The organism is Hymenobacter radiodurans (assembly GCF_004355185.1).
Classification (GTDB): domain Bacteria; phylum Bacteroidota; class Bacteroidia; order Cytophagales; family Hymenobacteraceae; genus Hymenobacter; species Hymenobacter radiodurans.
In genome coordinates, this window is sequence record NZ_CP037922.1 from 4,153,885 (window position 1) to 4,177,470 (window position 23,586).

Here is a 23,586-nt window from a genome sequence, read left to right on the forward strand (position 1 = left end):
CGAAAATGGGTAAAGGTCTATATTTAGCCCGCCGTTGTGGCTTCCACGCGTGGTCCGACCACTGGCTTTTCTTCCACTTAGCTTTCTCTTCCTATGCTTGCTTTCAAACGCTTAGTCAATGTAGTCGTCATGGTGTATTTGCTCCTGGCGCTGCTGTTCATCCTAATGCCCGCGTCCCGCGACTTTATGATGTCATCAATGGGATTGAGTGGCAACTTAGGGTTGGCAACATTTTACAATACGATGTTTGTCATCGGAGCCGTATTGCTGGCTTTAGAGCTGATTGTAGAGAATCTGTACAAGGTGGCCTTGCAGCGCGACCTTTCCCGTCAGGCAGGTAAGGTAAACGAGTTGAAAGCCCGCCTCTATGATCACCAGATGGAGCAGCGCGACCGGGAATTGCAGGCCCGTCCGGTTACAACATCGGCTCCCGCTCGTCCCGCTACCACCACGGCCCCTGTTGTGCCCGTTACCCCAGTAACACCACCAACTCCCGTTGCGACACCAACTCCGGCTCCAGCACCATCGGCTACTACGACCACTACAACCACCCGTCTCGACCCGGTATATGTAGTGCCTACCGATCCGACGCCGGGTACCAATTTGCCCCCCAACCCTACTGTGGTAGAGACACCACCGCATTCCAACGTTCCGCCTGCTTCCGCCGCCGACCTCGAGACGCCGCGGACCACCCAGTATCCTTCTTCCCAACCTTAGTAGTGACCAATTCGCTTACCAACCGCATTCAGGCCGAACTCACGGAAGCTCGTACAGTCCTCGACCGTTTTCTAGCTGATCCAGCCAACCTTACTTCCATCGAGCAAGCGGCCCGTCTTATGGCTGAGAGCTTGCGGCTGGGGGGCAAAATTCTGACTTGCGGCAACGGCGGCTCTCTCTGCGATGCGCAGCATTTTGCCGAGGAACTCAGCGGCCGCTACCGCCACGACCGTCCCGCCTTGGCGGCCATTGCTCTCACTGAGGCTTCACACATGAGCTGTGTAGCCAATGACTATGGCTACGACCATGTGTTTGGTCGCTTCGTGCAAGCTCTAGGTCGCCCCGGGGATGTGTTGCTGGCCATTAGTACCAGTGGCAATTCACCCAATATTTTACGCGCCGCCGAAGCCGCGAAGGCTGCCGGAATATATGTAGTAGCACTTACGGGCAAAGATGGGGGGCAATTAGCGGCCCTCTGCGACGTCGAGATTCGGGCGCCGCATTCAGGTTATGCCGACCGAATCCAGGAGATTCACATCAAGGCAATTCACATCATGATTATGCTGATTGAGGAATTGGTCAACGAGAAAGCGGAGAGCTAGCACGTTTTATCAGCTTATCTTTCTTCTCATTAACGCAGTTAAAAAAGCCGGCTTCAAAAGAGGCCGGCTTTTTGGTGTCTATCTTTGATCCAGCTTTCATCTTATCCTATTTAGTTTTTATCAATGCTTACCAAAACCTTCGGCTCAGCCGTACAGGGAGTTAATGCCAATACCATTACAATTGAGGTAGTTGTATCACAGGGGACCAATTTTTATGTAGTTGGCTTAGCCGACAATGCTATTAAGGAAAGCCAGCAGCGCATTGAGTCGGCCCTGAAGTTTCGGGGTTATCGGATGCCGCGCACAAAGGTGGTCGTGAATATGGCGCCGGCCGATGTGCGCAAGGAAGGCTCAGCCTACGACTTGCCCATTGCGCTAGGTATTCTGCACGCTTCTCAGCAGCTAAATACAGAGCAGCTCGGCGACTATATTATTATGGGTGAGTTGGCGCTGGATGGCAGCTTGCGGCCCATACGGGGCGTATTGCCCATTGCTATTCAAGCCCGCAAAGAAGGTTTCAAAGGCTTCATTTTGCCCCGCGAAAACGCTCAAGAAGCGGCCATCGTGAACAACCTCGACGTGATTCCGGTGGACAGCATGCAGCAGGCCATCGACTTCTTCGAAGGGCGCGAGGAAATTGCCCCCCTGCGCATCGATACCCGCGACGTATTTCAGCACAGCGTCAACCAGTACACTGCCGACTTCGCCGATGTGCAGGGACAGGAAAACATTAAACGCGCGCTGGAAATAGCCGCCGCTGGGGGCATAATGCCATAATGATTGGCCCGCCTGGCGCTGGCAAAACCATGTTAGCTAAGCGGTTACCCAGCATTTTGCCACTCCTCTCCATGCAGGAGGCGCTCGAAACCACCAAGATTCACTCTGTGGCCGGTAAGTTGGGCACTAATGCCTCCTTGCTGACAACGCGGCCGTTTCGGGCACCGCACCACACTATTTCGGATGTGGCGCTCGTAGGTGGCGGCGGTAATCCACAGCCGGGCGAAATCTCGCTTTCGCACAACGGTGTGCTGTTTCTGGATGAGCTGCCGGAGTTTAAGCGCACCGTCCTGGAAGTGATGCGTCAGCCGCTGGAAGAACGACGCGTGACTATTTCGCGGGCGAAAGTGAGCATTGAGTTTCCGGCCAACTTCATGCTTATTGCTAGCATGAACCCGTGCCCCTGCGGCTACTACAATCACCCGGAGAAAGAATGCGTTTGCGGCCCCGGGGTGGTGCAGCGCTACCTTAACAAGGTAAGCGGCCCCCTCCTCGATCGAATTGATTTGCACGTAGAAGTTACGCCCGTCACGTTTGACCAGATGACGGAAACCCGCAAATCGGAAAGCAGCGCTGATATTCAGCTACGAGTAGAAAAGGCGCGGAAGGTGCAAAATGCTCGCTTCAAAGACTTTCCCGATATTCATTCCAACGCCATGATGCCTTCGCAAATGGTGAAGGATATCTGCCAGATAAATACGGCGGGCCGCGCCCTGCTCAAAACCGCCATGGAGCGCCTCGGCCTCTCTGCCCGAGCCTACGACCGCATTTTGAAAGTAGCCCGCACCATCGCTGACTTAGCCGGTACCGAAGAAATTCGCATCGAGCACTTGGCGGAGGCTATCCAATATCGAAGCTTAGACCGCGAAGGCTGGGCCGGATAATTTTTAACTAACTGATCGATGTACAAGCGCTTCGTCAAACCTCTCCTTTTTCAACTCGACGCGGAGCGCGCTCATCACTTTGTTTTCGATAATCTCAAGCGCGGCTACCGCGTGCCGGGCACAGCCGCCTTGCTGCGCCGCCTCTATGATTTCCAGCACCCCAGTTTAGAACGAGAGGTTTTTGGGTTGAAATTCAAGAACCCTGTAGGCTTGGCGGCGGGCTTCGACAAAAACGCCTACCTCACCGATGAATTGGCGGCGCTGGGCTTCGGCTTTGTGGAAATTGGAACGGTGACGCCCCGGGCTCAACCAGGCAATCCAACCCCGCGCCTGTTTCGGCTGCCGGCTGATGCGGCCCTTATTAACCGCATGGGTTTCAATAATGAAGGTGCTGAGGCCGCAGCCGCGCGCCTTGGTCAGCGACGCTCGTCTATGATTATTGGCGGCAACATTGGCAAAAATAAGGACACGCCCAATGAGCATGCTGCCGCCGATTATATTGCCTGTTTCGATGCGCTCTTTGATGTAGTTGACTACTTCGTGGTCAACGTCAGCTCGCCGAACACTCCCAATTTGCGCCAGCTTCAGGAAAAAGCCCCCCTGATCGACTTGCTCCAGCAAGTACAGAGCCGTAACCAGGCCCGCCTCAAACCCAAGCCGCTACTGCTCAAAATCGCGCCTGACCTGACGGATGGCCAACTCGATGACATCTTGCTCATCGCCCGCGAAACCAAATTGAGCGGCCTGGTTGCTACTAACACCACCATCAGTCGGGAAGGGCTGCAAATTGCCCCCCAGCAGCTACAGCAGCTAGGCGCGGGCGGGCTGAGTGGACGCCCTTTGCGCCAGCGCGCCACGGAGGTAATCCGGTATTTACACCAAAAATCGAACGGTGAACTGCCAATTATTGGTGTGGGGGGCATTTTTTCGGCTGCCGATGCTCAGGAAAAACTCGCGGCCGGCGCAGCGTTGGTGCAGTTATATACAGGCTTTATTTATGAAGGCCCGGCGCTGGTGAAGCGCATTAACCAAGCGTTAGTGCAGTAAGCTTTTCTAATCAATAAGCCCGTCATGCAGAGGCGGAGCCGAAGCATCTCGCGTGTTTAGTAAGAGTAGTACTCCTGCGTCAGCACGCGAGATGCTTCGCTCCGCTCTGCATGACGGACTAAATAAATTTCCCTTCTGGATCTGATGAGAAGATCTAAGCCTGGTTCTGTAAGCGCACTTCTACAATTTGTTCCGGGCGCTGCCCCTGCGAGAATTTCGCTTTGTAGCGGCGTTGCACCCACACTAGGGGCGGCACCATGACGAGCGTAGGCCACAGAAAATTCCAGGGCCAGGGAATGAACGTGAGGCTGGTAGCCGAAAAAGCCGACACCGCTGCTATATAGGCTCCCACAAACCCCGATATATGGTTGTGCAGCCATTGCCCCGTAGGCCAAGGGCCGGGGCGGCGAAACGCGCGCAACTGCTGTACGGCAAAGTTGGCCCCAATGCTGCCAAACACGAGCGAAATGACATTGCGGGTAACCAACCCATAGACAATTGTGCCTCCAAAAACCACCAGTCCCAGCCCTACTCCTATCCAATCGTAGACGGAGGCTTGCTGCCCTCGGCCCATGTGTTTATGGTAGAGGGAGCGGTAGCCAAACCAGGCCAAGTACAAGCTAAAAATACCCGTCAGCAGCAAGAAGGTGAGACCCTTGACACTAGCCGAAAAGATGGCTGTAGTGCCCGCAACTACCATCGCCCAAAAGAAGATACGCCCCCAAAGCCGATGTGCAGGTCCACCTTTGCGCACTGCCAGAGCGGCCGGCGCCATGAAAAAGCCCACAAATCCGGCCCCAATGTGAAGCCAGCGGTTCAGCAGCAGTATCTCGTCCATGACAGCAGCGAATAAGGGTTGATTATCAACCAACTCTGGTTGGTTGCTGTCAAATGTGGGCTAAAACGGGGTTTGAGTGAAAAAAATGATTCTGAAACGTCGGAATCAATAGCTGAAGCAACGGCTCCGGCAGACGAACTGCTGATTGCTTCTTCTCCGGGGGGCTTTTTCAGAGTACCGACACTACCGCTTAAGGCGTAGTGAGGACGAGATCAACTAGATCTTCATTCCCACTCGCCACTCAATTACGTCGGCGGCGCCGCGGTGCACTTTTAAGTCGATGGAGCCGAAAAGGCGCTCCGTAACGTGGTATTTCAAGCCGATGCGCTCGTAGTAAAAGCTGTTCGATTTGTACGGATTATACACGTAAATCCCCAGGTGCGTAACTACGGCCATGCGCCCAAACAGCAACTCGTGACCAACGAGCACACCAGCCTTCTTTACATCAATTAGCGCTTCTCCGTTGCGAACCGTATCGCGCTGCTCAGCAAGCAAGCCCCGGTCATAAAAGCCCTCTACGCCGGCCACCAAGTTACTTTTGCGGTTAACACGCCGACCGGCAATTACCGTCAGCGAGTTCACCAGATACTTCTGCCGGCTCGACTCGTTGCGCTGCTTGTAGCCGAGGGTACCACTGAGATTAAGGAAATTTCGGCCAATATCCTCGGGCACATAGCCCGGCACAGTAGCCACCGGCCGAAACGGTCGCTGCTGATGATAGTTCAGGCCCACGACCACTGTAGGTATATTGATGCCTAGGTTGGGCTTCGTGGTAGCACCGTTGGAGTAATGATTAAGCCCCACGCCCAATAATAGACCCAGATGCTGCGAAATAGCTACATCGTACTCGGCCCGCAGTTGCAGCGTGGCATTCAGACGTGAGCTGACAATCAGATTTTTATGGTTGGTTTCCTGATCGAAGCGTGTAGGAAAGTAGCCCAGACCAGTGCCCATGCGCAGGTTTAGCTCGTGGCGCGCCGTGCGCAAAAACGCCTTATTCAGGTACACGGTAGCAGCATACGACTTGCCCAGCACCGGATTGTGGTAGTCGTAGTACGTGAAGGCCACGCCCACTTTCGGATAGCGATACCACGCGTGCCAGGGTGCATTGCCAGTGGTTTGGCGCTGCCAGTTCAGCTCAAATCCCGTTGGGTGTGCTTTCACTAAGTGTGCTACCCGCGGCGTATGGGCAATAATAAAGCCCCCCTGTACATAAGCGCCCAGCACCAACGGCCCACGTGGCTCCCCAACGGCATCTGTGCTCTGAGCTTGTACTGACTGGCCACATAAGCCTAGTCCAACGAAAGCAGCTAAAACAATACTGCCCCAATTCAATCGACCAAAAATAACCATAGAGCAGCGTATCGCGACTCAAAATTAGTAAAACCCAAGCCACCGCACCGCGGAAACATGTCTGCTGTAAAGTGACAACTAAGCTACTGACCTCATTGCACTTGTCGGAAACACGAGTGCTCGGAAGAGGTTTTTGGGGCTACCCAACAAATATTAATTACGACCTGAGCCGCAACTTTTATACTCGCTTTTACGGTATGAGGGCCTGACAATCGTTTGTCTTGCTGGTATTAACACCAGATTTACAATGTTTTACAAAAACCTTTTATCCTTTTTATGAAAAAGTTTGCAGTACTAGCTTTAGGCCTTCTGACGGCTTCCGTCGCCCAAGCTCAGGACCCGGGCGGATTTCGCATTGGCGTAAAAGCCGGTGCCACTTACTCCAACATCAGCGGCGACAACGTAGAGCAAATCACGGGTGCGAATTATAGCAGTGACTTTGGTGACTATAAAGTGGGATATAATGCCGGTGTATCGCTGAGCATTCCGCTTAGCTCCGATGGCTTCTTCTCCTTCGCCCCTGAGTTGCTTTACAATCGCAAAGGCTACGAAATCAGCTCTACTTTGAAGAATCCAAGCGCTGGTATTTCTAAGCTAGAAGTCGAACAGTCGCGTGTTCTGCACTATCTGGATGTACCTCTGCTGGCTAAAATCAACGCTGGTGGGCTTTTCTTCGAGCTTGGTCCGCAGGTGAGCTATTTGTTCGGTTCTAAAAACAAGAGCCAGACGACCACCAAGTACACCAACGGCGATAAGGACAAGGTAGAGGACAACTCAGGCTTTCTCGATTACACCGGTGTTAGCCGCGACGATGCCTACAAGTCTGACTTGGCACAGTTCGATATTAGCGGTGTAGCCGGTATCGGTTACATGACGGAAGGTGGCATTAGCCTGGGCTTGCGCTATGCGCGGGGCTTCAACTCCCTCATTGACACCAAGGACACCGACAACGAGCCAAAAGCATTTAACAATGCTTTCACTCTACAGTTAGGCTACCTGATTCCAACGAAATAGATAGTTGCTGTTCAGCTTCTTAGAGCGGGTTGTCATGATATGGCAACCCGCTTTTTTGTGCTGTTTAAAATTTAAATAATCCCTTTTAAAGCCATTTTTCGGCATGATGGCACACTTTTCGTCAGCAGTCGAGGTGTGCAATTTATCTAACCAAACTTTTTTTGCGCCATGAAAAAAACTGCATTTATACTCGCCACTCTGCTATCGGCTGCGGCCTTCGCTTCGTCCGATGCGCATGCTCAGGGCATTCGCTTTGGCATAAAGGGCGGTGCCAACTACTCCAACCTCTCCGGCGACCTGACCAACGAAGACATATATGAGAATAAGTTTGGCGCTCATGGTGGCGTCATGCTGAATATCGGCCTCGTAGATGACGGTTTCCTCTCTGTTCAGCCCGAGGTTTTGTTTTCCCAGAAAGGCTACAAATACGCCGATGACCAGTTCACCTTCTTAGGTCAGAACTATACCTACAAAGGCACCCAGACCTACAATTACATCGACGTGCCGCTGCTGCTTAAAATCAATACGGGGGGCGTTTTCTTCGAGGGAGGCCCGCAGTATAGCTACCTGCTTAAGGTGAAAGACGAGTCGGAGCGCACTACCAACGGTACGGTGTTCAGCAAAGTGCAGAACGAACAGAATTTGGACGAAGTAAACCGCAACGAGATTGGCTATGCGGCTGGTCTGGGCTATCAAAGCGACGCTGGCCTGCTGATTGGCCTGCGCTACAACGGCTCCTTCACCGATTTTGCCAAAGATGGCTACCGCGACAACGAACTGCGCAACGCCCGCAACCAAGTATTTCAGGTATCACTTGGCTACCTGATTCCGAGCCGATAGAGCGATTTATAAAGTATTAATACAGAACACCCAACCGATCTGGTTGGGTGTTTTTTTTATTATTTATTAGCATATTTTAATATTTGGCATAATTATGAAGCACAACAATGCATCCATGCTTTTAACTGTATAAAGCGTGTAAATCATCATATTCATTATCTATAACAATGAAAAAGGTTTTCCTTTCCTTCCTGCTAATTGCCGGGGCTGCCTCCTTTAGTCATGCGCAGGGTGTAAAGCTTGGGCTCAGAGCCGGTGCTAATCTTTCCAACTATGCTGGCAAAGGCAAAGAAAATTTGGAAAATGCATTAGATGTTGAGTTAAAGCAGCTTGTTGGTCCTCATGGGGGCATCACCCTAAATGCTCCTTTGAGCAGCGATGGCTTCTTTTCATTACAACCCGAACTTCTATATTCTCAAAAGGGATTCCGGATAGAGGAAGATGGAGCCAAGCAAACGGTACGCAATCACTACATCGACCTACCGATACTGGCGCGCATCAATGCTGACGGCCTCATTTTCGAAGCTGGTCCACAGTTAGGGTATTTGGTAGCGGCAAAGAGCAAGTATGAAGGTGGTGGTAGGACTGAAGAGGATAGCAGCCTTGATGGCTACAATCGATTTGATATAGGCTATGTAGCCGGTGTCGGATATCAGTTTGCTTCCGGCCCGAGCTTAACGATTCGCTATAATGGAGGCATTTCATCGGTTGGAGAAGACGATGATGACGACACGAAAGCGCGCAACGCTGTATTTCAATTGTCTTTAGGCTACGTTTTTGGTAGCAACTAGAGAATAGTTTTAGAGGCCCAAAAGGCTGTTTCTCAGATTTGAGAAACAGCCTTTTTCTGTTTTACAGGCTTGTGAGAAAAGCGTCAGTATCTGTAGCTACTTTTGACCGATGACTTCGTTAGTAGTCTTTCGCTCTCGGCATTTTATGACAAAGGCACTTTTAGGCTTCCTCCTGCTACTTATTACCAGCACCGCCAGCTATGCGCAGCTCGTGCGCCTGCGGCCCGGCATCAAGGTGGGGGGCAATCTGAGCAGTGGCGTGGGGCGAGATGTGGAGAACAGCAAGTTTCGGGTGGGCTACCACGGCGGTGCTACGTTGAATCTGAGCGTTGGGGAGCGGTTTTCGTTGCAGACAGAAGGGTTGTACACCATCAAAGGCGACAAGTCGCTGGCGTACGGACCGAACATTCTAGCTGAGTTGCGCTATCTAGATGGCTTGGCACTTTTGCGCTACACCGTCACCGACATATTTTTCGAAGCGGGTCCACAGGTGGGGCGTTTGCTCTCAGTCAATAGCAATCTGGCAAGTGTGGCGGAGTTTAGTGTGGAAGAAGGCCCTTTTCGCCAACTGGAGTATGGTTATGCCGTCGGTTTTGGCTACCAAGATCCGGGCGGTCTGAGCGCAGGTTGGCGCTACCTAGGTGGCCTCAGCAATATTTTTAAAGCCGTCCAGTTTTCGGAGACTGAAACACAGCAGCTCCAGGCTCGCAACGGAGCACTTCAGTTTTACGTCGCCTATCGATTTTTCAATAAGAATAAATAGAGCAAAAAAGCCCCCAACGCAGGTGTTGGGGGCTTTTTTGCTCTAGTATCCGGCAAGTATTATTTGCTGGCCGCCGCGTAGTTGCGGTAGAAGTGCGGAATGGTTTCGATGCCCTTCAGGAAATTGAAGACGCCAAAATGCTCGTTGGGCGAGTGAATAGCATCGGAGTCCAGCCCGAAGCCGAGCAGCACCGTATCTAAGCCCAGCTCCGACTTGAACATGGCTACAATTGGAATTGAACCGCCACCGCGCGTAGGAACCGGCTTTTTGCCATACGTAGTTTCGATGGCCTTAGCAGCCGCCTGATACGCCACTGAGTTTGTGGGCGTAACGACGGGCTCACCACCATGATGCGGCGTTACCTTCACCGTGACGCCTTGGGGGGCAATTCTGGTGAAGTGCTCCTGAAACTTCTGCGTGATTTCGGCTGAGGTTTGGTGGGGCACCAGGCGCATCGAGATTTTGGCGTAAGCCTTGGAGGCGATTACCGTTTTGGCGCCCTCGCCAGTGTAGCCACCCCAAATACCGTTTACGTCCAGCGTGGGCCTAATACTGGTGCGCTCGATAGTGCTGTAGTCCTTCTCGCCGTAAATATCTTTCAGGCCAATGCTCTGTTTGAAATCTTCATCAGAGTGTGGGGCTTTGGCCATTTCGGCGCGCTCCTCGGCGCTCAGCTCATCTACGTTATCGTAAAATCCGTCGATGGTAATGTGGTTGTTCTCGTCGTGCAGGCTGGCAATCATCTTGCAGAGCACGTTGATGGGGTTTGGAACTGCGCCGCCGTATATACCAGAGTGCAGGTCGCGGTTCGGGCCGGTTACTTCCACTTCGTGGTAGCTCAAACCGCGCAGGCCAACCTCGATGCTAGGCACATCATTAGACAACATGCCGGTGTCCGAAATCAGAATAACATCAGCCTTCAGCTTCTCTTTATTTGCCTTCACGAAGATGCCGAGGTTGTTGGAGCCTACTTCCTCTTCGCCCTCAATCATGAACTTGACGTTGCAGGGCACGCCACCGTCCTGGCTCATCATTTCGAAGGCCTTCACATGCATATACACCTGGCCTTTGTCGTCGCAGGCGCCGCGCGCGTAGATTTTCTCGTCTTTGATTACCGGCTCAAAGGGCGGCGACGTCCACAGCTCATATGGGTCGGCGGGCTGCACGTCGTAGTGGCCGTACACGAGTACTGTAGGCAGGCTGGGGTCGATGATTTTGTCGCCGTACACGATGGGATAACCGGCAGTCTGGCAAATCTCCACGTTTTCTACGCCAGCTTCTTCGAGGCGGGCTTTAAGAAAATCGGCGGCTTTAAGCACATCGCCCTGAAACTTAGGGTCGGCGGAAACGGATGGAATACGGAGCCAATCGAGCAGCTCAGAGAGGAAACGATCTTTGTTTTGGTCGAGGTACGTGGGCATGGGGCGGTGAGGTTGATTGGGAATTAGAAGTAAAAGTAACAATCCCGCGTTGTCGGTTGCAGTCGCTTTGCGACAGAAGCGTTAGGAGCAGATATGCTTTGACTACTTATCCATGTATTGATGCACAATCTCCCACGCTCGTTCTAAGCTAACCCCCTCCTGCTGAGCTATCGCCAAAGGGTGGTTTGTAGGCTCTAATTCAATCCAAGGTCGTAGATTATTACCTTGGAAGTGCACGCGAGTTTTCAAATTTAACGTTGAGCCAAAAGCTGGTATACTACTGCATAACCAACCAAAATAAGGACCTATTTCGGCTGAATTTGGCTCCCGCATATAGGTCGCAAAGTTCTCTGCTTTCTGACTTACCCATACTCCAAGTCCAAAGGTTGTTTCTTGTCCATGTACAGGTAGTTCAATAAGACCACGAATGAAGAACTCATCGTTATCTATAATACAAGTCTCATTGGTCAACTTAACTCGATCTTTGCGCTCACCTTCTGGTACTGTGAAGAATGGATCCGGTTTAGCGAAGCCAATGTCTGGCAATGAATCGTGTATTTGACCACAACAGGCACATTTGTAACTCATAAACCTTACTTAGCAGTAATAACTACTTCCGCCCAAACAACGGCACCCGGCTCTCCGTCCCGGCGCGGAGGCGACCAATATTAGCTCGGTGGGTATAAATCAGCAGCCCGGCTAGCACGAAGCCGAATACCAGCAGCAGCGAATTATCCGGCCGAAACGGGGGAGCAGTTGTAAGAAAGCAAACGCCACGCCCGCCGCCATCGACGAGAGCGACACGTAGCGGGAAAGCAACAACACCGCTAAGAATACCAGAATACATACGCCCACGGTGGCCGGCGCAATGGCCAGCATCATGCCCAACACCGTGGCCACGCCCTTGCCACCTCGGAAGCCCGCGTAGATGGGATATATGTGGCCAACCACAGCCAGTACACCGCAGGCTAGCTGAAAGTACAGTAAGTGCCCGGCCTGAATAGCTCCCTGATTTAGCATCACCGTAGCCAGTGACGTAGCGGCCCAGCCCTTGAATACATCAATGGCCATCACTACGGAACCGGGACGCTTGCCTAGCACGCGAAAGGTATTGGTAGCACCCGAATTGCCGCTGCCATGCTCCCGGATATCCAGCCCGAAAAACCACTTTCCCACCCACAAGGCCGTTGGGATGGAGCCGATCAGGTAAGCGGCCACAAGGAGGCCAAGCACAATAGCAATGTTCATAGGGCGGAAGGGCAGAAAATGCGGATACGCTCAAAGATAGAAGTTGACTCCACCTTATACGCAAGTAGCAACATAGCATTACGAGAATACCTATAAAGGCTGTCACAACAAGTGCCACGGCGCACTTACTTGATCAGCGGCGATTGGTCAATCTTGTATGTCATGCAGAACGCAGTAAAGCATCTCGCGTGTTTGATTGGACTACTAACCTATCGTCAGCGCGCGAGTTGCTTCGGCCTCGCCTCTGCATGACTGCCATGCTAAGCAGTTGCATAAAAAAGCCCCCAGAAAATTTCTGGGGGCTTTTTTGCTTAAATGCTCTACTTTCTATGATCCGCCGAAGGGGTCTTCTTCATCGGATTTTTTCTTCTTCTTTTTCTCCTTCTTGGGCTCTTCTACCGGCGCGTCGGCAGGCGGAGCAGCTTGGTCTACCGCTTCGTCTTTCTTTCTCTTTTTCTCTTTTTTCGACTCTTCTACTGGCGCATCGGCAGCGGGCGTGGTGCCTTCGTCGACAACGGCTTCCTGCTTCTTCTTTTTCTTCTTTTTGCCAGTATCCTCCATGTTGTCGAAGTTGCCGGTGTCGTCGTTGCCGCTTACGATGGGAGTTGCTTTGCGCTTCTTCAGGTCTTCGCCCAGATAGTCTTTGCGGAAATGATCGAGGAAGAGCTGTACTTCTTGGTCGTCGCCGAGGTAGAAGCCGTACTGAGTGGCCGTGTTGTAGTCGCCCTTGGCTTTCAGGCTGATAATCTCATCGAAGGAGCCGTGCTGAGCTTTAGCTAACACTACATTATTAGTGTACTTGATGTAGTACCACGTGCGGGGTTCGGCTTCCAGGTAGATTTCTACCGCGTCGCCAGTGCTCTCCTTCTTGATTTCGATGTAACCGTCAATCAGCGCATTCAGGTCTTTCTTACCTACGCTCGCCAAGCCAATTTTGCCCACCGAATACCAAGCTTTCTTCTTCTCCGACCACTCCAGATTTACCTTGCTCAGCACCAGCGTATGTAGGAATTTAGAAGAGAGTTTTTGCAGAGGCACGTAGCTGCCCTTGCGAGCCGCGTAGCCTTGCACTGCCTTGCTACCAATAAACTCGCCTAGCTTGTACAGCTCATTCTGCGAGCCGTCGAGCGCCTCGGGAGCCCCTTTGATGCTGCCGGCTATGTCGGCCGCCATTGCCTCGATGGCTTTTTCGGGCATATTGATGTCGAATGCCATGAAGGTATCCAGCTCGTAGCGGTTGCTGTCGGGCTTGGCTTTGCCTACACCGGCGGCAGTTAGCGAATAGTCTTTGTTGGAGGCAATCAACTCCATCTTGCCTCGGAAATTCATCACCCCCGTGGAGTCGTCCAGCTTCAACACCTGGCCTTCGTAGATGTTGATGTCATTCGCATCATGACGGGCAATGGTGAAGTTGCGCTTCTTGGCATCGAAGCGCATAGTTCCGTCTACCTTAAAGATGTTCAGGTCGGTCACGTCGGGCTTCACGGCTGCGAAGAGCGGATACACTTTGGCCGTGCTACCCGACATAAACAGACCGGTGAGCATGGGGGAGCCATCTTCTGAGGTCAGATCCTGCACCTTAATGCGCATATCCTTGGGGTCAATACTATCCTGGACGGCAAACCAGCCACTGGCCGAGGGTTGGGAGCTGAAGTCGAGACGCGCCTGCCCATCGAAGATGAACCCCTTACGCTGGGAGTTCAGGCGCACGTTGCCCCGATAAGGCACCCGCGGCGCCAACTTGAATTTCTCAGCGGCCTGGATGTTTGCCACCGCTACCGTGGCCGGCGACAGGGGGTTCATGATGTTCTCTTTTTTGCCCCCCAGCAAGCCTTTTCCGCCACCCTTGCCAACATTAGCTAAGCTGCCCTTCACAGCCACCGAATCGACGGCAAAGTTGGCAAACTTGATGGCGAACGAGTCGGCCGTGGCATTCTGGTAGCTGTACAATGCGTTGCCCGTGAAGGACGTACGCGACTTAATTTCTATCTGGCCCTTATACAGCTCGTGGAATTTACTGAGCGTATCCATCACGATTCCGGCATTCTGGAAGGAGCGCATTTGGCCGCTGCCCAACACGTACACTTTGCTGCTGTCGGGCGTAATCCAGGCGTCGGCGGAGGCAATGTAGGGCACACCACCGGCTACCAAGCGGTAGCGGCTCAGGTCATATTGGCCACTGGTACCTCTGAACTTCAGCCCTTTCTGCTCTTCTTTGGTAGAAAAGAAATACGCTTTGGTGGAGTCGGCGCCGGGCGCCACGCGCATCTGCACGAGCTTCTTCTTGAAGTCCCAACGGCCACCGCTTAGCGTCGTTTTGAAGTCCGAATAGGGCAGATCGATGCTCGCTTTGCTGCCTTCTTCGCGGGTAAAGTTGGCAAAGCCCTGCTTGATATCGTAGTCGAAGCCTACTTCGTTGGCCGTAAGCGCGGGCTTGTTTGCTTCCGACGATTTGATGCTCAGCGTTGACTTTTTACCCTTGTAACTGGTAGGTAAGAAGGTGAACTGCTGCGAGCGAATAAACGACTGCGGCCCGTCCATCCCGCCGTTGCCATAAAGCCCCCCAGGCGTCAGAACGGCGGTACCTTTAAACCCGTAGTCGCCGGCGTAGAATTTCATGGCCATACCGTCGCGCGGGGTGCTGATGTACATGGAGTCGGCTTTCACCACCCATTTCATTTCATAGCCCGGCAATAGTGCCACATTGGCAAAATTCACCCCGTTGAGTGGTCCCTGCGCGATATTTCCCGACTTACCCGAGGTCACGACAGAATCTTGATAGAAGATAAACTGCTCACTTTGGAGCTTGCCCACGAGGTAAGTCAGCTCGCCATTGCCCTGAATACCGCGGTTGCTCATCTGCACCTTATTGTACAGACGACCTTTGCCCCCGTACACCGGCAACCCCTCTTTGGGAGCATTGTAGTTGAAGCCCAGCGAGCCGTCTTCCTGCAAGCTCAGTTTGGTTTGGATAGGCGGTAAAATGCCCCCCGACATGAATGTACCCTTGAAACCGACGGCCGAACGGTTCTTGTTATTCAGCGAGTCGAGGCGGAAAGGCGGAATGTCGAAGTACACGGCTGTATCGTAGGCGCCGCCTAGTACTTCGGGCTTGTTGAAGAACACATAGGCCCCTGTGGAAGCGTCGAATGAAGGGTAAGCGCCTAGCTTCTTGCGGCCCGACTTGTTCTTGGGGTCGTTGATGTAGAGCTTACCCGACGAGCTTTTCTTCTTGTTTGTCAGGGCAAAGTCAGTGTCTTTGCGCGTCTTCATCACCGAGCCTTTCGAGTTTTTGCCCTTCACGATGATGGAGTCAATCTTCACCAGATCAATGAAGAAGCCATCATAGTCGAACTTAAACTCTTTGCCTTTGAAGATAAACGCCGACGCCACCACGGTACCATTGAAGAGCACGCCGCGGTTTTTCTGGATGCGAATGGTGCTGCTGTCGGGCTTCACGTACACCGTTACGGAGTCGTCGGAGAAGTTGAAGCGGTCCACGCCGCGCACAATCAGGTCGTTGCTGTTCAGGTCCAGCGTCGCATTCTTCCCACTCGGCGACAACGACTTGATGGCAATATGGTCGTAGTCTTTTTTGCCGCGCGAGGAGCGCACGTAGTGAGTGGCTTTGGGCAGTAGAGTCACTTCGTCGGTGGCAGCATTCCAGGCCACATAGCCGTCGCGAGCGAGGCCCGATACGGCGGAGCGCACGTTGGCTTCCTTCACTTTCAAATCGGCGGCCATTTGCGCTACCGTGAAGGTTTTGGCATCGCCGTGGGTCTGGCTGTAGCCCACCACCATTTGTAGAGGGTGCAGCTTGTTAATGGCCTTAATCTGCTGATAGCGCGTATTTGTGTAGAACTCCTTCGACTCAAAGCTGGCCGTTACCTGGTTCTTGGCAGTCAGCATGGAGAAGTCAATTAGAGGGGTGCGAATGGGCCACGTAAGCAGTTCCGTCGCGATTTCCATCTGATGGTAGGAGTCGTAGTAAGGCGTATTTTTATACAGGCCATCCTCCCGGTTCAGCTGCAATACTTGGCCGCGCTTGCTATACTTAAGCTTCACGCCGGGGTGCGTTAGGGAGTCGGCTTTATCCTGATAAATGGTAACGCCGGCCCGGGCAGCAGTGATGATAGAGTCGCCCAATACATAGGCCCGCGACGTGGCCGCAAACTTAGTTTTGCCGTCGGCCACCACTGTAATGCGCGACAAGCTGCCATCGAGAGAAGCACTGAGCATCTTGCTGCCCGCCAACGAAAAGCCCCCCACATAGCGAATGTTGTCGCCGAGGTTTTTTACGCGGGCATCATTGGTAAGCGAGATGAAGCGCGGGTAGCCGGAGTCGGTGGCACCGGGCTTTTTCTTTACGCTTTTATAAGAAAGCGCGCCCTCAATAGGAGCTTCCAGCACCGCTGGGTACGTGAGGGTAACGGGTTCGGCGGTGAACTCAGCTTTAGCAATATCGAAGTCATAGCTGGTCAGGTCAGCCGTGACGGGATTGTTATTAATGGTCCAGGCCATTTGCCCGCCTTGCCCCACAAAGCTGCTACGACCGGGCACTACAATGCCACTGGTCTTGCGCAATACAATGCTGTCGCCGGGAGTGGCCATCAGCAGGTCAGCATCTTTAATAATGAGCACCGGGCCGCGCGTGGGCGGAGCCATGTACGAATCGTAGCTGTTATCGACGAATGCGGGCTCGGGAGCAGGTTCGGGCGCTTTTACGGGCGCAGCGACTTTAGCTGGCGTCTTGGCAGCAGTTTTGGCGGGAGCTTTTGCTGGTGCTTTCTTCTTGGGAGTGCCCCAGCCATCATCGTTGCCCCAGCCATTGTCGCTGCCGGAGTCCCATAGGTCGGCGGTATCCCAGCCGTCATTGCTTTTCTTGTTGGCGGGCTTAGGCTTTGCAGCGGGTTTGGCGGCAGGAGTTACAGCCAGCGGCTCCGTTTTTACGACGGGTGCAGGTGCGGGCGCAACTAACTTAGGCCGCGGCGGAGCCGGCAGTGGATTATCGTTTTCGTTGTAGGCGAAGGTAAAATTGCCCCCCACTACTCGCAGATTATTGTAGCGCGAGCGATACAGGGTTTTGGTGTTCAAAAACTGCGCGGTGTTAGTCAGAAACTTCTCCGTCGTCAGCAAATCCTCTTTGTCTACCGCCTTAGCTACTACGCCCAGCAGTTCCGTCATCTGCTGATCGGAGAGGTTTTGACTCGCGCCCGCCAGCACAGCATTGAACAGTGACTCAAAGTGCGGCCGGGGCCGATACTTCTTCTCCAGCATCTGCTGGGAAATAGCCACAATAGATGCCTGCTGCGTGGCCGTGAGCTTATTGCTAGCCCATAGCTGCTGTAAGCTGGCCGCAGAAGCCTTGGCCGCCGCGTTGTTGGTGCTGGCCATCATGGACTGCACATCCAGAATATATTGAGCTGGCTCTGGGGAAAGCTTGCCTCCCTTCGGACGAGGCGCGGCCGCAGGCGCACCCGCTACCGGCGTTTTGGGCGGGGCTTGCTGCCCCCACACAGGTGTGTTCCCCCCTATTATCAGCAAACAAAACCAACCAAAGACAAGATGCTTCATACTCACGCCATCAGGACCATAATAAGACAGCTACAATTTCGCAAAAACCACGCAGATTTTCGTAGTGACGCCCCAAAAACGGCGTAGTTGCAGGATTTGCGGCTTTTTATATAGAATAGTACCTAGTGAATACACTATAAATGAAAGCACCAGATACTATCTAATATCATTATAATACAAAACAGAGTCTCACAAATAACTCTACTGTTTTATCACAAAACTTGAAGAGTAGCTTGAAGGCAGACACAAAAAAGCCCCCCAGCAATAACGCTAGCGGGCTTTATAACTTATATACTACTTCATGAATGCAGTGAGATACACTTTGCTACACACTGCTTACGGGTAGTTTAAGTCTCTAACAAAGACAAAATCGAAATAAAGTCAAGCACTGCGCTGGCAATGCGAAATGCACAAAAAGCAGCATTTACACTTGGCTTCAGTCCTCACTTGCTTACTTCGACTTGCGAGCCTTCTTACTTGCAGGGGCTTTCTGCGGAGTTGGCGGGCTGAGTGGCGCCGAGCTATAGAAGGCACGGCAGCCATTTTCTGTCATTCTAAGCGCTACCTCCAGTACCGTTAGGCCGTCGGCGGAGGGCAGCAGTTGGGAGCTGTAATTAGGGCAAGGATTATCCTTGGCATCGGGCACTGGAACGGGCGCGGGCACTTCAGTCCAGGGGCCAATGCCGTTGGTGGTGTTTACCATGTATACTTTGCCGTTGTCGGGGGCTACTGTATTGTCGGCGTTATTGAGCAGCATTTGCCCGATAACCAACAGTTGACCGTCTTTCTTGCCCGGCACCGGCGCCCAAGCCAAGGTGGGTGCATGCTCAAAGTGATGCCCTGCCGTCGATTCTACGCGGGTACCCTCTACGGCCGGGTCGCCCCAGTTAGTGCCATCTGGCGAAGTGCGGATATAGGTGTCGCAGCCAGTACCGCAAATCTCGTAGGTCATGACGAAGCTGCCGTTGGGTAGTTGCTTTACCAGAGGCATTCCGGGGCGTCTTTTTCCATCATTCATGCCTACATCCAGCACTTCTTCGCCCCATGTTAGCCCCCCATCCAGCGAGACTTTGTGCGCCAGCATCTGATTGTAGCCGTTGGCTTTGCGCTCTTCGCTGGAGTAATACACCACCAATCGACCTTGCTTATCCACGGCAAATTCCGGCTCCCACAGCCCGATAAACCCGCTAACAGGGGTTGAGAAATAGCTCCAAGTGCGGCCTTCGTCCTGGCTGCGGTAAATCCGAATGGAGCACGGACCTCGTCCACCTTTGTCGGTACCCACGGAGGTTGACCAAAATAAGGTACCCGCCGCCGTGTTGCCGAGCTGGCGCGGCACCTCATACAGGCCACTGCAACAATTGCCGGGCGGCGTGGTCTCGGTAACTTCTGCTACAGCCTGCCAGGTTTGGCCATTATCAAGACTTTCGTAGATGTTGCCAGTTCGGCCCGAATCAAAGCTAGCCAGCAGCCGACCATTGGCCGCGCCGCTATGCTGCAGCCGAATGACGCGCGGATAGTATGTGGGTCGGTTGAGCGGCACCATATTTTGCGCCGATGCCCACCCGCTGCTCAGAAGTAGGAATAATAATACGGCCGTCAGGAAACGACAGTTGATGTAGCAAAACTTAGTTGTGATCATAGCAAATAGAGCTTGGGGGGCAAATTCTGTTCACATTCGCTGGCTACCGGCAAGAGCTTACTGATTGTCCAGCGTGAACCGATCAAAAGCGACGGTAGCTGAGCTTGGGCCTTGGGCCAGCACACCTACGCGCACCCCCAAATCCCAGGGCGGAAGGAAGCTACCATCGATGGCGTCGCCGCTGGCGGGCATATTTTGCCACGTTTGGCCACCATCCGGACTGTAGGCAAACCGGTATTTGTTGCCGCCTTCCGCTTGCACCCGCAACGTCAGATTCTTACCCTTCGGCAACGCCACTTCGCCCATATTCTCCCGCTTGCCTTTCTTCAGCTGCCATAGTCGGAGCTTACCGCCGCCAGCCGTAAGCGCCAGCGTATTTTCCACATTTCCAATGGTCGTCAGCCCCGCTTGTACGCCGGTGGGCAGCGTCGTAGGATCGAGCTGGGTGGTGGCGATATAATTGGTGGTATAGGTCGTTTGGCCGAGCATAGCGCCCGCGACCTCAGGGCGGGCAGTAAGCTGCAATTTGCCTTCGCGCACTGCAATTTTCGGCTTGGCGGTGACGGGCCATTGCCAAGCTAAGCCAAGTGCGGGTCCTTCGAACTCGTCGGTTACGTCATATTGTTCCAGATTAGCCGTTTGCGTGGCGGGCGTACTGCCGCCCGTAAACTCGGGCCACCCTTCCGCATTCCAAGTGAATTCGCTTAGTACGCCCTGGCGGCCTATGTTCTGAAAGCCCTCATTCTTATAAGCATGATGCAGAAAGTACCACCGGTTATCGTGCTGCACCACCGTGCCATGGCCGGGGCATTTCCAGGTATCATTGGGGGTCAAAATGGGGTTCTTGTCGTATTTCTCCCAAGGTCCGAGTAGGTTTTTGGCGCGGGCCACGCCGGTAGCATATGTGCAGCCACTACCACAGCAGCCATTTGCGGCATAAAAAGCATAGAAGTAGTCGTTGTGGCGCACCATAGCCACGCCTTCTACCAAGTTGCCTTCCCAAGGGGCCGTATTGCGAAACAGTTCGGTTTTCTCGCCGGTCAGGGCCGTGCGCTCCTCGTTGAGGCGCTGGGCCCAAATGGGAGTCGGCTCCTTCACACTGTTGCCATCTTCTTTCCAGACAAGATAAAGCTGCCCCTTCTCATCGCGCATCGGAAAACCATCGATAGAGCCGGCGGGCTGCCCTACTAAGAAGCCATGGTCGCGGTAAGGGCCTTCGGGCCGGTCGGCGCTAGCTACACCTACGGCCAGGTTGCCGCCCTTCTTATGGGCGGAGTAGTACACGTAGGTTTTGCCATTGTCCTGATTGATTTCGGGGGCCCAAAAATAGTAGTCAGCCCAGCTGGGGGGCATTTCTGGGAACACATGCCCGACGATCTTCCAATCGGTTAGATTATCGGATTTGAGCAAAGGAAAAACAGGCCCCCAATTCGACGAAGTAGCTGTGGCCCAATAGTTAGTGCCCACTTTCGTTACCGATGGATCAGGAAAGTCACCGGGTAGAACTGGGTTAGGTATAGGCGGCGCTGTGGGTGTTGCGGGAGCCGCAGGCTCAGGTGTAACCGCCGTGGCTGTGGGGTTGTCAGCGGGCTGCGTGGCAGTAGCCGGCGGCTGACAACCAATTACTACACTAAGACCCAGCGTAGCCAGCCAGCCAGCTTTTTTAGAAAAGGAAGAGAGCAAAGTAGTCACGGAAGAGAGCTTGGAGTAAGAAGAAGAGCGGAGTTTTGGGTATCAGCTTATGATAAATTGAAGCTATAAAACTGTATTCAGAGGTAAAACAGCCTCTTATTCGCCACTGGGCCGCGGCAGTTTGCTGCCAGTTGGCACAGGCTGCCCAAAGTTGGGGGAGCCATCGGAATTCCAGGTGAATTTCTGCATGCGCGTGCTTCGCGCATCGCCACACCCCTGCCCCGTCGCCACATTGGCGTGGTAGATCAGCCAGTCCTCCGTACCATCCGGTGATTTGAAAAAGCCATTGTGGCCGGGCCCGTAGGCATTGCCAGTGGGGTTCTTCACAAAAACTGGGGTTGGGGTTTTGGTCCAAGATTTTGGATCCATTGGATCGGCGGTTTGTGAGGCGGTTAGCAGGCCCAGCACATAGTCATCGGTGGAGCAGTGACTGCCTGAGTACACGATGAACGTCTTGTTGCCGTGCTTCAGCACTTCGGGGCCTTCGTTGACGTCCGGCTCACCTTTCTTTTCCCACTCATATTCGGGGCTGGAAAGCTCGACGCGCGGCCCGGTTAGCGTCCAGGGGTTGATCATCTTGGAAATGTAGAGCCGCTGCACGCCATCAGCCGTTTCGCGGTGGCCCGACCACAGGAAATAGCGCAGCCCGTTCTGCTCCAGCACCGTCCCGTCGATGGCCCAAAAGTCTTCCGTAGGATTGGCGATTCGGCCCTTATCGACCCAAGTGCCCGTAGTGGGGTCAGGCGACGAGTTTTCTAATACAAACACGCGGTGTCCATTGCAGCAAAACGGATCGGCGCTAAAATACACGTACCATTTACCGTCGAAGAAATAGATTTCTGGGGCCCAAATATCGCGGTAGGTATTGCCGGGGGAGGCGTCCAAATAACCTTCGGCGCTGCTTTGCTCAACTCCGACATTTTCGCGGTTTTGCGCAAAGACAAATTGCCCCCCGTCGTGCTCATGAAGTAATAGAACCCATCTTTTTGGTACACCCAAGGGTCGGGAGCGGAAGCCAGCAATGGATTCGCATACGTCGTCTCGTCTACTACCAGCGGCGGTGGCGCAACCGAGGACGTCTCTGATTTATTACATCCCAGCAGGCCTACTAGCAGCAAGAGAGTGAGCGGTTTACGCAAGACAGTTTTTATTAACATTGAGCAGGATAGAGAAAGAGAATAAGGACTAATGAATGGAACACTCAGGGAATACGGCTCTTATTTAGCCGCTGGTGTAGTGTTCGTGGCAGGAACAGGCACCGCGCCTGCTGAAGGAGTACCGTTGGCGGCTACGCGCGGCCAACCGTCCTGGTATTCTAGCCGGTCGAGGAGCATCACCCGCCCACCCGAGCCAGCGGGACTTCCGGCAGCGGTTTTTTGGGTGTTGATGGCATGATAAGCAATCCAGTCGTGACCGGCGGCATCCGTGATGACGGAGTTGTGGCCGGGCGCCAACCATTGGTCGTTGCGCACCAGAATGGCACTATTGGGCCGACCAGTTGCTTGAGCGAGCGTTTCAAAGGGACCGGTAGCGCTGCGCGAGCGAGCCACCAGCACGGCATAGTGGGCTTTGGGGCCGCAGCAGTTGTCGCCGGAGTAAAACAGGTAATACCAGCCATCACGCATCACCACCCACGCACCCTCCACCAGCTTCTGATAGTTATCTGTAGTTTTGGAAGTATCAGCTTTAATCAGATTGGTGGCGGTGCTACCCGGCGCGAATGAAGTACGATTGGGCGCCAACTCGCGCACTTTGATGGGCTCGAAGCCGGAGCCCCAGTACAGCAAGCGCTTGCCCGTAGCGGGGTCGTCGAAGCTCATGGGGTCAATGTTGACGAAGCCCGGCCCGCACTGCATTGGCTCCCCACTATCAACGAAGGGTCCGGCGGGCGACGTAGCCGTGGCCACGGCCAGGCACAGCCCATTTACTTCCTTGCCCTTCACCGGGTACTTGCGAATGTTCGGCTCAGCTGAATAGTATAGGTAATAGCGCCCATCGTGAAAGCTCACATGCGGCGCCCAGAAATTCTGAGTAGTATCGGCCCAGGCAGGTTTTTGGGGCAGCGCATCGCCCAGATGCTCCCAGACAACCAGGTCGCGGGAGCGGGCCACTTGTATGTTGAGCACTTTGCCCTTGCGCTCCGTTTGGGTGCCGTAGGCGTAGTAGTAGCCATCAGCAGCTTTAATAACCGTCGGGTCAGGAAAATCTTCGTTTAGAACTGGATTGGTAAACGAAGATTTGCCCCCCAGTACCGGCGCGGCAGCTACATCCGGCGCCGTGGTAGTACGCTGACATCCAAGGAGACCGGTACAAATGGTGAGCACCGCTAACAAGCGACAGGTAATCAGGTGCATAGGCAGGATAGTAACTGTAGAATGCGTCT

17 protein-coding genes and 1 pseudogene are annotated in these 23,586 nt (G+C 53.5%); 8 read left to right on the forward strand and 10 right to left on the reverse strand.

Going from position 1 to position 23,586, the window contains the following annotated elements:
- The first annotated feature begins 93 nt into the window (after window positions 1-93).
- The 4 genes and pseudogenes from EPD59_RS18865 (at window position 94) to EPD59_RS18880 (ending at window position 4,027) form a co-directional block, all read left to right on the forward strand.
- Window positions 94-717 (forward strand): hypothetical protein, encoded by a 624-nt coding sequence (locus EPD59_RS18865; protein ID WP_133274132.1) that lies wholly within the window; start codon window positions 94-96, stop codon window positions 715-717.
- A gap of 2 nt (window positions 718-719) precedes the next feature.
- Complete coding sequence (gene lpcA, locus EPD59_RS18870) at window positions 720-1,319, forward strand: D-sedoheptulose 7-phosphate isomerase (protein WP_133274133.1); 600 nt, start codon at window positions 720-722, stop codon at window positions 1,317-1,319.
- Window positions 1,320-1,442: 123 nt separating this feature from the next.
- Window positions 1,443-2,980, forward strand: a pseudogene (locus EPD59_RS18875) (YifB family Mg chelatase-like AAA ATPase).
- A gap of 18 nt (window positions 2,981-2,998) precedes the next feature.
- Window positions 2,999-4,027 carry a quinone-dependent dihydroorotate dehydrogenase gene (locus tag EPD59_RS18880; protein WP_133274134.1) on the forward strand — a complete coding sequence of 343 codons (1,029 nt, stop codon included), beginning with the start codon at window positions 2,999-3,001 and terminating at the stop codon, window positions 4,025-4,027.
- A 154-nt stretch (window positions 4,028-4,181) separates the two neighbouring features.
- On the opposite strand, the gene EPD59_RS18885 is transcribed toward EPD59_RS18880, so the two are convergent.
- Window positions 4,182-4,865, reverse strand: a complete 684-nt coding sequence (locus tag EPD59_RS18885) for a DUF2306 domain-containing protein (RefSeq protein ID WP_133274135.1) — start codon at window positions 4,863-4,865, stop codon at window positions 4,182-4,184.
- A 216-nt stretch (window positions 4,866-5,081) separates the two neighbouring features.
- Window positions 5,082-6,200: an acyloxyacyl hydrolase gene (locus tag EPD59_RS18890; RefSeq protein ID WP_165963662.1), complete on the reverse strand. Its 1,119-nt coding sequence runs from the start codon at window positions 6,198-6,200 to the stop codon at window positions 5,082-5,084.
- Between the two features lie 294 nt (window positions 6,201-6,494).
- Between EPD59_RS18890 and EPD59_RS18895 the strand changes: the two genes are divergently transcribed.
- The 4 genes from EPD59_RS18895 to EPD59_RS18910 all read left to right on the forward strand — a co-directional run bounded on the left by EPD59_RS18895 (window position 6,495) and on the right by EPD59_RS18910 (window position 9,626).
- Complete coding sequence (locus EPD59_RS18895) at window positions 6,495-7,232, forward strand: porin family protein (protein ID WP_133274137.1); 738 nt, start codon at window positions 6,495-6,497, stop codon at window positions 7,230-7,232.
- A gap of 168 nt (window positions 7,233-7,400) precedes the next feature.
- Entirely contained in the window at window positions 7,401-8,072 is a 672-nt protein-coding gene (locus EPD59_RS18900; protein ID WP_133274138.1) for a porin family protein, read from the forward strand.
- Window positions 8,073-8,239: 167 nt separating this feature from the next.
- Window positions 8,240-8,863, forward strand: a complete 624-nt coding sequence (locus EPD59_RS18905; protein ID WP_133274139.1) for a porin family protein — start codon at window positions 8,240-8,242, stop codon at window positions 8,861-8,863.
- A gap of 145 nt (window positions 8,864-9,008) precedes the next feature.
- On the forward strand, window positions 9,009-9,626 hold the full coding sequence (locus EPD59_RS18910; RefSeq protein WP_165963663.1) for an outer membrane beta-barrel protein: 618 nt from the start codon (window positions 9,009-9,011) through the stop codon (window positions 9,624-9,626).
- A gap of 59 nt (window positions 9,627-9,685) precedes the next feature.
- Here EPD59_RS18910 and EPD59_RS18915 read toward each other — a convergent pair whose 3' ends face one another.
- The 8 genes from EPD59_RS18915 to EPD59_RS18950 all read right to left on the reverse strand — a co-directional run bounded on the left by EPD59_RS18915 (window position 9,686) and on the right by EPD59_RS18950 (window position 23,557).
- A complete protein-coding gene (locus EPD59_RS18915) occupies window positions 9,686-11,047 on the reverse strand; it encodes a dipeptidase (protein WP_133274141.1) in 1,362 nt (453 codons plus the stop codon).
- A gap of 102 nt (window positions 11,048-11,149) precedes the next feature.
- Window positions 11,150-11,635: a DUF2199 domain-containing protein gene (locus EPD59_RS18920; protein ID WP_133274142.1), complete on the reverse strand. Its 486-nt coding sequence runs from the start codon at window positions 11,633-11,635 to the stop codon at window positions 11,150-11,152.
- Window positions 11,636-11,746: 111 nt separating this feature from the next.
- Entirely contained in the window at window positions 11,747-12,295 is a 549-nt protein-coding gene (gene plsY, locus EPD59_RS18925) for a glycerol-3-phosphate 1-O-acyltransferase PlsY (protein ID WP_317128403.1), read from the reverse strand.
- 327 nt (window positions 12,296-12,622) lie between these two features.
- Window positions 12,623-17,812, reverse strand: coding sequence for a hypothetical protein (locus EPD59_RS18930; protein WP_165963664.1), 5,190 nt, complete (start codon window positions 17,810-17,812; stop codon window positions 12,623-12,625).
- 508 nt (window positions 17,813-18,320) lie between these two features.
- Window positions 18,321-19,511, reverse strand: coding sequence for a sialidase/neuraminidase family protein (locus tag EPD59_RS18935; RefSeq protein ID WP_133274144.1), 1,191 nt, complete (start codon window positions 19,509-19,511; stop codon window positions 18,321-18,323).
- A 57-nt stretch (window positions 19,512-19,568) separates the two neighbouring features.
- Window positions 19,569-21,203, reverse strand: a complete 1,635-nt coding sequence (locus EPD59_RS18940; RefSeq protein ID WP_240731499.1) for a family 43 glycosylhydrolase — start codon at window positions 21,201-21,203, stop codon at window positions 19,569-19,571.
- Window positions 21,204-21,299: 96 nt separating this feature from the next.
- The gene (locus EPD59_RS18945) at window positions 21,300-22,088 is read right to left on the reverse strand and encodes a glycoside hydrolase family 43 protein (RefSeq protein ID WP_240731500.1); all 789 of its coding nucleotides are present in this window, start codon (window positions 22,086-22,088) and stop codon (window positions 21,300-21,302) included.
- A 332-nt stretch (window positions 22,089-22,420) separates the two neighbouring features.
- Complete coding sequence (locus EPD59_RS18950) at window positions 22,421-23,557, reverse strand: glycoside hydrolase family 43 protein (protein ID WP_133274145.1); 1,137 nt, start codon at window positions 23,555-23,557, stop codon at window positions 22,421-22,423.
- Between the last annotated feature and the right edge of the window lie 29 nt (window positions 23,558-23,586).

Bases quoted from the DNA above. Each gene is read 5' to 3' on its own strand.
- EPD59_RS18865 (WP_133274132.1), top strand. From the start codon at position 94: ATGCTTGCTTTCAAACGCTTAGTCAATGTAGTCGTCATGGTGTATTTG.
- EPD59_RS18880 (WP_133274134.1), top strand. From the start codon at position 2,999: ATGTACAAGCGCTTCGTCAAACCTCTCCTTTTTCAACTCGACGCGGAG.
- EPD59_RS18885 (WP_133274135.1), bottom strand. From the start codon at position 4,865: ATGGACGAGATACTGCTGCTGAACCGCTGGCTTCACATTGGGGCCGGA.
- EPD59_RS18895 (WP_133274137.1), top strand. From the start codon at position 6,495: ATGAAAAAGTTTGCAGTACTAGCTTTAGGCCTTCTGACGGCTTCCGTC.
- EPD59_RS18900 (WP_133274138.1), top strand. From the start codon at position 7,401: ATGAAAAAAACTGCATTTATACTCGCCACTCTGCTATCGGCTGCGGCC.
- EPD59_RS18905 (WP_133274139.1), top strand. From the start codon at position 8,240: ATGAAAAAGGTTTTCCTTTCCTTCCTGCTAATTGCCGGGGCTGCCTCC.
- EPD59_RS18910 (WP_165963663.1), top strand. From the start codon at position 9,009: ATGACAAAGGCACTTTTAGGCTTCCTCCTGCTACTTATTACCAGCACC.
- EPD59_RS18915 (WP_133274141.1), bottom strand. From the start codon at position 11,047: ATGCCCACGTACCTCGACCAAAACAAAGATCGTTTCCTCTCTGAGCTG.
- EPD59_RS18920 (WP_133274142.1), bottom strand. From the start codon at position 11,635: ATGAGTTACAAATGTGCCTGTTGTGGTCAAATACACGATTCATTGCCA.
- plsY (WP_317128403.1), bottom strand. From the start codon at position 12,295: ATGAACATTGCTATTGTGCTTGGCCTCCTTGTGGCCGCTTACCTGATC.
- EPD59_RS18935 (WP_133274144.1), bottom strand. From the start codon at position 19,511: ATGATCACAACTAAGTTTTGCTACATCAACTGTCGTTTCCTGACGGCC.
- EPD59_RS18950 (WP_133274145.1), bottom strand. From the start codon at position 23,557: ATGCACCTGATTACCTGTCGCTTGTTAGCGGTGCTCACCATTTGTACC.